This is a genomic window from Pseudomonas sp. RIT-PI-r, from assembly GCF_001297015.1.
Lineage (GTDB): Bacteria > Pseudomonadota > Gammaproteobacteria > Pseudomonadales > Pseudomonadaceae > Aquipseudomonas.
The window spans coordinates 22,590-33,582 of sequence record NZ_LIGE01000010.1 but is presented as its reverse complement, the minus strand read 5'-3'; the positions used below and the strand labels follow the sequence as shown (position 1 = coordinate 33,582).

5 protein-coding genes are annotated in these 10,993 nt (G+C 59.6%); 3 read left to right on the top strand and 2 right to left on the bottom strand.

All coding sequences use genetic code 11. From position 1 onward, the window contains the following. Position 1: 1 nt before the first annotated feature. Both waaF and glnE read right to left on the bottom strand, forming a co-directional pair. Positions 2 to 1,036, bottom strand: a complete 1,035-nt coding sequence (gene waaF / locus AK821_RS01290; RefSeq protein WP_064387782.1) for a lipopolysaccharide heptosyltransferase II — start codon at positions 1,034 to 1,036, stop codon at positions 2 to 4. A gap of 311 nt (positions 1,037 to 1,347) precedes the next feature. Further along, on the bottom strand, positions 1,348 to 4,287 hold the full coding sequence (gene glnE, locus AK821_RS01285) for a bifunctional [glutamate--ammonia ligase]-adenylyl-L-tyrosine phosphorylase/[glutamate--ammonia-ligase] adenylyltransferase (RefSeq protein ID WP_064387781.1): 2,940 nt from the start codon (positions 4,285 to 4,287) through the stop codon (positions 1,348 to 1,350). A 384-nt stretch (positions 4,288 to 4,671) separates the two neighbouring features. On the opposite strand from glnE, the gene aceE reads away from it, so the two are divergent. From aceE to AK821_RS01270, 3 genes are all read left to right on the top strand, one after another. Further along, the gene (gene aceE, locus AK821_RS01280) at positions 4,672 to 7,317 is read left to right on the top strand and encodes a pyruvate dehydrogenase (acetyl-transferring), homodimeric type (protein ID WP_008081364.1); all 2,646 of its coding nucleotides are present in this window, start codon (positions 4,672 to 4,674) and stop codon (positions 7,315 to 7,317) included. Positions 7,318 to 7,328: 11 nt separating this feature from the next. Continuing rightward, positions 7,329 to 9,290: a dihydrolipoyllysine-residue acetyltransferase gene (gene aceF / locus AK821_RS01275; RefSeq protein WP_064387780.1), complete on the top strand. Its 1,962-nt coding sequence runs from the start codon at positions 7,329 to 7,331 to the stop codon at positions 9,288 to 9,290. Between the two features lie 279 nt (positions 9,291 to 9,569). Next, positions 9,570 to 10,967, top strand: coding sequence for an alkaline phosphatase D family protein (locus tag AK821_RS01270; RefSeq protein WP_064387779.1), 1,398 nt, complete (start codon positions 9,570 to 9,572; stop codon positions 10,965 to 10,967). Positions 10,968 to 10,993 lie beyond the last annotated feature (26 nt).

Here is a 10,993-nt window from a genome sequence, read left to right as displayed (position 1 = left end):
CTTAATGAACCTCGACCACGGAGCCCTGCAGTTTCTGCAAGGCATCGTTGACTGCGTCCGGCATCAGTTGGCGCAGGCAGTTGTAATGGCCGAAGCGGCAGGTACGGTCGAAACACGGGCTGCAATCAAGCCCCAGCCGGACCACTTCGACGTGCTCGGCCAACGGCGGGGTAAAGCCCGGCGACGTCGAGCCGTAGACCGCCACCAATGGGCGGTTCAGCGCAGCGGCGACGTGCATCAGACCGGAGTCGTTGGACACCACCGAGTCGGCGCAGGACATCAAATCAATGGCCTCGGCCAGCGAGGTGCCGCCACTGAGATTGACCGATTCTTCGCGCAGGCCCGGGATCAGCCGCGCGCGGATGTCTTCGCCGACCGCGTGATCGTTTTTCGAGCCGAACAGCCACACCTGCCAGCCTTCGCGAATACGCGCTTCGGCGACTTTGGCGTAATGCTCGGACGGCCAGCGCTTGGATTCGCCGAACTCGGCGCCGGGGCACAGAGCCAACACCGGACGATCGAGGCTCAGGCCGAATTTGGCCAGCGCTGCTTCGCGGGTGACCGGATCGATTTGCAGGCTTGGGCGTGGATACGGTTTCGGCAGTTCGGCGTTCGGCTCATAGGCCAGGGCCATGAAACGCTCGATCATCAGCGGATAGCGTTCTTTATCGAGGGTGCGCACGTCGTTGAGCAGACCGTAGCGGAATTCGCCGCGCCAACCGGTGCGCTTCGGGATGCCGGCGAAGAACGGCACCAGCGCCGATTTCAGCGAGTTGGGCAGCAGAATCGCCTGATCGTACTGACCGCGCAGGGATTTGCCGATGCGTCGACGCGTCGCCAATTCCAGCGCGCCGTGGCCGAGCGGAAAGCTCAAGGCCTTGCGCACTTCGGGCATGCGCTCAAGGATCGGCCGGCTCCACTCGGGGGCCAGCACGTCGATTTCGCATTGCGGGTGGCGCTGTTTGAGACACTGAAACAGTGTCTGCGCCATCACCATGTCACCGACCCAACTGGGCCCAACGATCAGAATATTCATGTGGTTTCCAAAAACGAACCGGGGAGGCATTTACGCCTCCCCGCCTCGATAATCACTGTGGGAACACCGGCGGCTTGCGATGGGTCATTACCTTCAACATTTCTGTCGACTGTTACTCCGCTATCGCGAGCAGGCTCGCTCCTACATGGTTTTGCATCTATTCACACATCTGCGACTCACCGCAGATCCATTGTAGGAGTGAGCCTGCTCGCGATGGGGTCGTTACATTCAACATTGTTGTCGTCTGATACTCCGCTATCGCGAGCAGGCTCACTCCCACAGGGTTTTGCATTCATTCTTACATCTGCGTTTCAGCTTAGCCCCATCTCTTTCCATATCCGCAAAACCTGCCGCCGTTCTTCGACAAACTGGTCTCCGGCAATCACCCCCGGGTCCTTCTGCAAGGCCTGCCGGTGGGCGGCGGAGCGGTAGGCTTTGTAGGCCTCACGCAACAGGCTGGCGTCTTCGGCGGGCATCAGCCCTTCGCGTTCCAGCTCTTGCGTAATGCGGATGTTATCGGTCCAGCGCAGCAATGGCGGGTGGCTGTGCGACCACGCCAGGGCCGCGTATTGCACCATAAATTCAATATCGACGATACCTCCGGCGTCCTGCTTGAGGTCGAACGGCGCCGTGGCGTCGAAGGCATTTGCCGCTGTGCCGGCCGCGGTGCTCTTGGTGCCGAGGTTGTCGCGCATCTTCGCGCGCATCTCGCTTACTTCCTGTTGCAACTTTGCCAGATCGCGGGATTTGCCCAACACCTGCGCGCGAACCTTCTCGAACGCCTGACCGACATCCTGACTGCCGACCAGCACCCGCGCCCGTACCAAGGCCTGATGTTCCCACGTCCAGGCTTCATTTTCCTGATAGCGGGCAAACGCGCCGAGCGAACTCACCAGCAGCCCCGAAGCACCGGACGGACGCAGACGCATGTCCACTTCATAGAGCTGACCCGAGTTGGTCTGCGCCGTCAGCAAATGAATGATCCGCTGCCCCAGTCGGGTGAAGAATTGCGCGCCATCAATCGGCTTGGCACCGTCGGTTTCCGCCTGCGGGTCGCCGTCGTGGATGAACACCAGATCCAGGTCCGAACCATGTCCCAGTTCCAGACCGCCGACTTTCCCGTAACCGACAATGATGAAACCGGGATCGCACAAAGTGCCGTCGGTGCGCAGCGGAGTGCCGTGTTTGGCCACGGTCTGGCGCCAGGCCAGGGCCAGCACCTGCTCGAGAATCGCCTCGGCCAGCCAGGTCAGGTAATCGCTGACTTTCATCAACGGCAGACTGCCGGCGATTTCCGAGGCGGCGACGCGCAGGCGGTGCGCCAGTTTGAAATGGCGCAGGGCTTCCATTTGTTGTTCGAGATCGTCTTCCGGGATTCGCGTCAGACGCTCGCGCAATTCGGCGGCCAACTCTGGTGCCAATGGCGGCTTGAACAAACGCCCTTCGTTAAGCAATTCATCCATCAGCAGCGGGAAGCGGGTGATCTGCTCGGCAATCCACGGGCTCGCCGCGCACAACGTCAGCAAGCGCCGCAGCGCACCGGGGTTTTCCGTGAGCAAGACTAAATAAGCCGAACGCCGGGCAACCGCCTCCACCAGCGGCAACACCCGCTCAAGCACCAGATCGGGATTGGCGTGCTCTACTGCCTGTGCCAGCAAACGCGGAATAAACGCATCGAGACGTTCACGCCCCAGTCGCTGCATCGCTCGCAACTGCGGGCTGCTGCGCAAACCGGCCAGCGCCTTCAGGGCTTTGCTCGCATCAGCGAAACCGCCCTCTTCCAGCTGTCGGCAAGCCGCCTCTTCGTCCTGCTCTTCTTCCCACAGCGGCAGCCATTCACCGCCGACCACCACTTCACTTTCGGTGCCGTCTTCCTCGTCGGGATCGGCGATCACTTGCGCGAAGTGCCAGGCGACACGGCCGCGCCAGAACATCAGTCTTTCGTGGAACGCCTCCCAATCGGCGAAACCGAGCATGAAGGCGATGCGCGCCTGATCCTGCGCGCCATCCGGCAGCATCTGGGTCTGGCGGTCGGCAATCGCTTGAATCGCGTGTTCGGTGTAACGAAGGAATTCGTAGCCTTCGCGCAGCTCGCTGATCACTGCCGGCGGCAGATAACCCTGACCCTCCAGCGTACTCAATACCTTTAATAGAGGGCGCTGTTGCAAGCTCAAGTCGCGGCCACCGTGGATCAACTGAAAGGCCTGAGCGATGAACTCGACTTCCCGGATACCACCGGAGCCGAGCTTGATGTTGTCGGCCATGCCTTTGCGCCGCACTTCCTGCTGGATCAACTGCTTCATGGTGCGCAGCGCTTCGATCGCCGAGAAGTCCAGGTAACGCCGATAGACGAATGGTCGCAGCATGTCGAGCAACTGCGCCCCCGCAACCTGATCGCCAGCCACCACCCGCGCCTTGATCATCGCGTAGCGTTCCCAGTCGCGGCCCTGATCCTGGTAATACTGCTCCAGCGCGTTGAAACTCAACACCAGCGCGCCGGACGAACCGTATGGGCGCAAGCGCATGTCGACGCGGAACACGAAGCCGTCGACGGTCATCGGATCCAGCGCTTTGATCAGGCGCTGGCCGAGACGAATGAAGAATTCCTGATTATCCAGCGAGCGTTTCACGCCCACCGTTTCGCCGCCCTCGGGGTAGGCGAAAATCAGGTCGATGTCGGAAGACAGGTTCAACTCGACGGCGCCGAGCTTGCCCATGCCAAGGATGACCATCGGCTGCGGCAAACCGCTGCGGCGCCCGGTCGGCGTACCGAATTGTTCGCAATGGCGGCTGTACAACCATTGATAAGCCTGGTCGATGGTGGCGTCGGCCATGTCCGAGAGATCGCGGCAGGTCTGCACCAGATCGGCCTGACGGGTGAGGTCACGCCAGATGATCCGCACCTGATGGCGGGCGCGCTGACGGCGCAGGGCGCGACCGAGTTCGTCTTCGCTTTGCGCCGCGTTTACGGCAGCAGAAATCTGCGCACACAATTCACCCGGCGCAAAAGGCCGGTCGAGCTCGCCGGACTGCACCAGCGCCAACAACATCAAAGGGTCACGAACGCTCTGTTCAATGACAAACTCGCTGGCGGCGGTGACGCGGGCGAACTGCGCCCAGCGCTCTGGCGTCCAGTTGGCAAAGCCGTGATCGTCTTCAAGCGCGGCGACGGCCGTACGGAACGACTGCTCGGATCGAGTGACCAACGGCAGGAGAATGGCAGGCAGTTCGGCAAGCACGGGCAGGGTCATGGTCTATCCTTGATCGGCGTGTAAATGGCCGCTTGTAGTGAATGATGAAAACCCGCTACGTGAAGGACTGTCGAACAAAAGTTAGAAATAGCTGAAATTTCTTCTTCTTTAGCATCCAGCATCAAAGTTTCACCTTTTACGGATGGTAATCGACCAACCTTAACGATTATTCTCACAACGCAGTCGGAGGCCACAAGCCTTTCATCTGTAGTTTTACTACTCGTCTATACATCCGAAAGGCTGAAATGCTCAAAGATTTGTAGTAAAACTACACGCCGCCGGAACAACCTGTCGGCAATCCAAGAATTTTAAATCGTCTGCCCACAAGGCCAGTCGCAAACTCAGGCAACCGATTCTGGAAGCCTTTCCGCCCTGGAGCAAGCCATGCAAGACCTCGATCCCGTCGAAACCCAGGAATGGCTGGACGCCCTGGAATCGGTTCTCGACAAAGAAGGCGAAGACCGTGCTCACTATCTGATGACCCGTATGGGTGAACTCGCAACCCGCAGCGGTTCGCAGCTCCCTTACGCCATCACCACGCCTTACCGCAACACCATCCCGGTAACCCACGAAGCACGCATGCCTGGCGACCTGTTCATGGAACGCCGCATTCGCTCGCTGGTGCGCTGGAACGCGATGGCCATGGTAATGCGTACGAACCTGAAAGATTCTGACCTGGGTGGTCACATCTCCAGCTTCGCTTCCAGTGCGACCCTGTATGACATCGGCTTCAACTACTTCTTCCAGGCCCCGACCGACGAACACGGCGGCGACCTGATCTACTTCCAGGGCCACACCTCGCCAGGCGTTTACGCCCGTGCGTTCATGGAAGGCCGCATCACCGAAGACCAGATGAACAACTTCCGCCAGGAAGTCGACGGTCAGGGCCTGTCGTCCTACCCTCACCCTTGGCTGATGCCTGACTTCTGGCAGTTCCCGACCGTATCGATGGGTCTGGGCCCGATTCAAGCGATCTACCAGGCACGTTTCATGAAGTACCTGGAACACCGCGGTTTCATCCAGCCGGGCAAACAGAAAGTCTGGTGCTTCCTGGGCGACGGCGAGTGCGACGAGCCGGAATCCCTGGGCGCGATCTCCCTGGCCGGCCGCGAGAAGCTGGACAACCTGATCTTCGTCATCAACTGCAACCTGCAGCGCCTCGACGGCCCGGTTCGCGGCAACGGCAAGATCATCCAGGAACTCGAAGGCGTGTTCCGCGGTGCTCAGTGGAACGTGACCAAAGTCATCTGGGGCCGTTTCTGGGACCCACTGCTGGCCAAAGACGTCGACGGCATCCTGCAACGTCGTATGGACGAAGTCATCGACGGCGAGTACCAGAACTACAAAGCCAAAGACGGCGCGTTCGTCCGTGAACATTTCTTCAACACGCCAGAACTCAAGGCGATGGTTGCTGATCTGTCCGACGACGAGATCTGGAAACTCAACCGTGGCGGCCACGACCCGTACAAGGTCTACGCGGCGTACCACGAAGCGGTCAACCACAAAGAACAACCAACCGTTATCCTGGCCAAGACCATCAAGGGTTATGGCACCGGTGCCGGCGAAGCGAAAAACACTGCGCACAACACCAAGAAAGTCGACGTCGACAGCCTGAAGTTGTTCCGCGATCGTTTCGACATCCCGGTCAAGGACGAAGAGCTGGAGAACCTGCCGTTCTTCAAGCCAGAGCCAAACAGCGCCGAAGCCCGCTACCTCAGCGAGCGTCGCACTGCACTGGGCGGTTTCGTACCTCAGCGCCGCGCACAAAGCTTCAGCGTGCCGACGCCGGACCTGGACACCCTCAAGGCCATCCTTGACGGTTCCGGCGACCGTGAAATTTCCACCACCATGGCCTTCGTGCGGATCCTCGCGCAACTGGTCAAGGACAAGGAAATCGGCCCGCGCATCGTTCCGATCATCCCGGACGAAGCCCGTACCTTCGGTATGGAAGGCATGTTCCGTCAGCTCGGTATCTACTCGTCCGTCGGCCAGCTCTACGAGCCAGTCGATAAAGACCAGGTGATGTTCTACAAGGAAGACCAGAAAGGTCAGATCCTTGAAGAAGGCATCAACGAAGCAGGCGCCATGAGCTCGTTCATCGCTGCCGGTACTTCGTACTCCAGCCACAACCAGCCGATGCTGCCGTTCTACATCTTCTACTCGATGTTCGGCTTCCAGCGTATCGGTGACCTGGCCTGGGCCGCTGGCGACAGCCGTACCCGTGGCTTCCTGATCGGCGGCACCGCCGGCCGGACCACCCTGAACGGTGAAGGTCTGCAACACGAAGACGGTCACAGCCACCTGCTGGCCGCGACCATCCCGAACTGCCGCACCTACGATCCGACCTACGGCTACGAGCTGGCGGTGATCATTCAGGACGGCATGAAGAAGATGACCGAAGAGCAACAGGACATCTTCTACTACATCACCGTGATGAACGAGTCGTACCAGCAGCCAGCCATGCCGGCCGGTGCCGAAGAAGGCATCAAGAAAGGCATGTACCTGCTCGAAGAAGACACCCGCGATGCGGCGCACCACGTCCAGCTGATGGGCTCCGGCACCATCCTGCGTGAAGTCCGTGAAGCGGCGAAGATTCTGCGTGAAGAGTTCAACGTTGGCGCTGACGTGTGGAGCGTTACCAGCTTCAACGAACTGCGTCGCGACGGCCTCGCTGTCGAGCGCAGCAACCGTCTGAAGCCTGGCCAGAAGCCTAAGCTGAGCTACGTCGAAGAGTGCCTGAACGGCCGTAAGGGTCCGGTCATTGCCTCTACCGACTACATGAAGCTGTTCGCCGAGCAGATCCGTCAGTGGGTACCGTCCAAGGAATTCAAAGTCCTGGGCACCGACGGTTTCGGCCGCAGCGACAGCCGCAAGAAACTGCGTCATTTCTTCGAAGTCGACCGTCATTTCGTGGTGTTGGCAGCCCTGGAAGCATTGGCTGACCGTGGTGATATCGAACCTAAGGTTGTGGCTGAAGCCATCACCAAGTTCGGCATCGACCCGGAAAAACGCAACCCACTGGACTGCTGAGGAGACATTTTGTGAGCGAACTCATTCGCGTACCTGACATCGGCAGCGGTGAAGGTGAAGTAATTGAACTGTTTGTGAAGGTCGGCGACCGTATCGAAGCCGACCAGAGCATCCTGACCCTGGAATCGGACAAGGCCAGCATGGAAGTGCCGGCCCCGAAAGCCGGCGTCATCAAGAGCCTGAAAGTGAAGCTGGGCGACCGTCTGAAAGAAGGCGACGAACTGCTTGAGCTGGAAGTCGAGGGCGCCGCTGAAGCGGCCCCTGCTCCGGCTGCTGCTCCGGCTGCAAAAGCGGAGGCCAAACCGGCTGCCGCGCCTGCTGCCGCTGCACCCGCCGCCGCCGCCCCTGCTGCCGCATCGGTTCAGCAAGTGCACGTGCCGGACATCGGTTCGTCGGGCAAGGCACAGATCATCGAAATCCAGGTCAAGGTCGGCGATACCGTCGAGGCTGACCAATCGTTGATCCCTCTGGAATCCGACAAGGCGAGCATGGAAATCCCGTCGCCTGCCGCTGGCGTGGTCAAGGCCATCAGCGTCAAGCTCAACGACGAAGTCGGCACTGGCGACCTGATTCTGGATCTGGAAGTGGCGGGCGCCGCCCCCCCTGCTGCTGCCGCCCCGGCTCCGGCCGCCGCTCCGGCCGCTGCCGCAGCGCCTGCTCCGGCGGCCGCGCCAGCAGCTCCGGTTGCTGACAGCGTTCAGGACATCCACGTTCCGGACATCGGTTCGTCGGGCAAAGCCAAGATCATCGAAGTGTTGGTCAAGGCTGGCGACAGCGTTGAAGCCGACCAGTCGCTGATCACTCTGGAATCCGACAAGGCGAGCATGGAAATTCCATCGCCTGCCGCTGGCGTGGTGGAAAGCGTTTCCATCAAGCTGGATGACGAAGTCGGTACCGGCGACCTGATTCTGAAGCTGAAAGTCAAAGGCGCAGCCCCTGCTGCTGCCCCGGCGCCAGCTGCCGCCGCCGCTGCTCCGAGCACTCCGGCACCTGCTGCTCCGGCTGCCGCTGCACCTGCTGCCGCTCCAGCCGCCGCACCGGCCAAGCCGGGTGCGAAAGTTCACGCCGGCCCTGCCGTGCGTCAACTGGCCCGCGAGTTCGGCGTCGAGCTGAACGCTGTCGGTGCCAGCGGCCCGCACGGTCGTATCTTGAAAGAAGACGTGCAGGTTTACGTCAAAGCGATGATGCAGAAGGCCAAGGAAGCACCGGCCGCTGCTGCGGGCGCATCCGGAGGCGCGGGCACCCCGCCGATTCCGGTCGTCGATTTCAGCCGTTTCGGCGAAATCGAAGAAGTGCCGATGACTCGCCTGATGCAGATCGGCGCGTCCAGCCTGCACCGCAGCTGGCTGAACATCCCGCACGTGACTCAGTTCGATTCGGCTGATATCACCGAGCTGGAAGCCTTCCGCGTTGCGCAGAAAGCTGTTGCAGAGAAGGCTGGCGTCAAGCTGACCATCCTGCCGCTGCTGCTCAAGTCGTGCGCGCACATGCTCAAGGAACTGCCGGACTTCAACAGTTCGCTGGCGCCAAGCGGCAAAGCGATCATCCGCAAGAAATACGTCAACATCGGCTTCGCCGTCGACACCCCGGATGGCCTGCTGGTACCGGTCATCAAGAACGTCGACCAGAAGAGCCTGCTGCAACTGGCAGCCGAAGCCGCTGCGCTGGCCGCCAAAGCCCGCGACAAGAAGCTCACTGCTGACGACATGCAGGGCGCCTGCTTCACCATTTCCAGCCTCGGCCACATTGGCGGCACCGGCTTCACGCCGATCGTCAACGCGCCGGAAGTGGCGATCCTCGGTGTTTCCAAGGCAACCATCCAGCCAGTCTGGGACGGCAAAGCCTTCCAGCCGAAACTGATGCTGCCGCTGTCGTTGTCCTACGATCACCGTGTGATCAACGGCGCCGCTGCCGCACGCTTCACCCAGCGTCTGGGCAGCCTGCTGGCGGACATCCGCACCATCCTGCTGTAATCCCAGGCGGCCCTCCAGTAACGGCGGGCCGCTTGTGTTTCACGTTTTCGAGCGCCACACGCTCGCACCTCAACCCCGTCAATTTGGCGGGGCTTTTTTTGCCTGAGTTTTATCAACTGGTACTTTTCCTACAAAGCCCGTTGAGATCGGCTACGACCTGAATCCACTTCACACCGATATTTTTATTCTGTCGGCAACTAGTCTTGCGACAACAAAGTCAGGGCATCAACTTTTGCGCAGCGCATGCGCTTTCCTTCACTCATTCGAATGGACTCGAATATGTTAAAACCTACGATCGGCCCCATTATTGGCCACAGCACAACTAACCACGCACGCATATTCGTCCGTGGTGAATATCAAAAGAATCTACAAGTATTTGCCGGACTGCGTTATCGGCCGAGCAACTCACAAGCATGGTCAAACACCCTGTTCAGCAGACTTGGCGAACTACGCGACATGTGTGAAGTATTCATCCTGCAGGACTTGCTGGAGGATACCGAGTATGAATTTCAAACCGGCTGGTTCAGCCCGATGAGCCCGGTCCACACCGTGGACAGCGTCGCAGAATTGCCACTGCAATGGCCGCGGGAGATTTATCGCTTGCGTACCCGCAGCAGCCAGCCCTTGCGGCCACACGCTTATATTCTCGGCTCCTGCCGCTATCTGCGCCTGACGGCAGGCGTGCCGGTACTGCCATTACTGGGGGACCGGATCTTTACGTCGATCAACCAGTTGATCGAAGGCCAGCAACCGCCAATCAGCGCTACCGTCATGACCGGCGACCAGATTTATGTCGATGACCTGAACCGCATCGCCCCCGATCGAAGTTATAAAGACATCCTCATCAAATACCGCGCAGCCTTTTCACAGCCGGGCATAAAACGACTGATGTCGGGTACATCGACTTACATGATACTTGATGATCATGAAATCGAAGATAACTGGCCGGCGAATGCCGAAACTTCAGATGAAGAGTTATATCGCAACGCCATGGCGGCATACGAGCTATACCAGGCCAGCCATAGTCCGGCTTATGCACTGACAACTAACGGACAACTTGATCATGCTTCACTCAAGCATTACTGGTATCAATTCAGCGATGCCGATATCGAATGGTTTGTCACCGACACTCGCAGCCGACGCGATCTGTCGAGCGCTGAGCGCCGCATCTTCGATGAAGCTCAGGAACATGCCTTATGCCAATGGCTGATCAACAGCAAGGCGCGGGTCAAGTTTGTCGTCACCAGCGTGATGTTCTTCCCGGATCGCCAAGCGAATGGCGACGATGCCTGGCAAGGCTTTGCCGAGCAGCGACTGCGGCTGCTGGAAACCGTGCGCACGCACAAGATAAACAATGTAGTGATCGTTTCCGGCGATGTGCACGGCTCGCTGACTGCGCGCCTGCGCCATCGCGAGGATGCCGATTTCGAAATCCACACCGTGGTGTCTTCGCCGCTGTGCAACAGCAAGCTGCTGCCGTATGCCAAGGCGTCAACGTTTGTCCTCGATCAGCCCCTTGCGCGCACGGCGGCGGGTGACTATGTGCATGAATTGACCAGTGAAGTCATCAGCCAGGACAACTTCGCTCATATGCTGGTCGAGAGTGATCATATTTTGATCAATTACCATGATCGCGATGGCAAGCCACTTCAGTCGGTCACCGTAAAACTGCGCTAAGCGATAAAGATCGCAGCCTTCGGCAC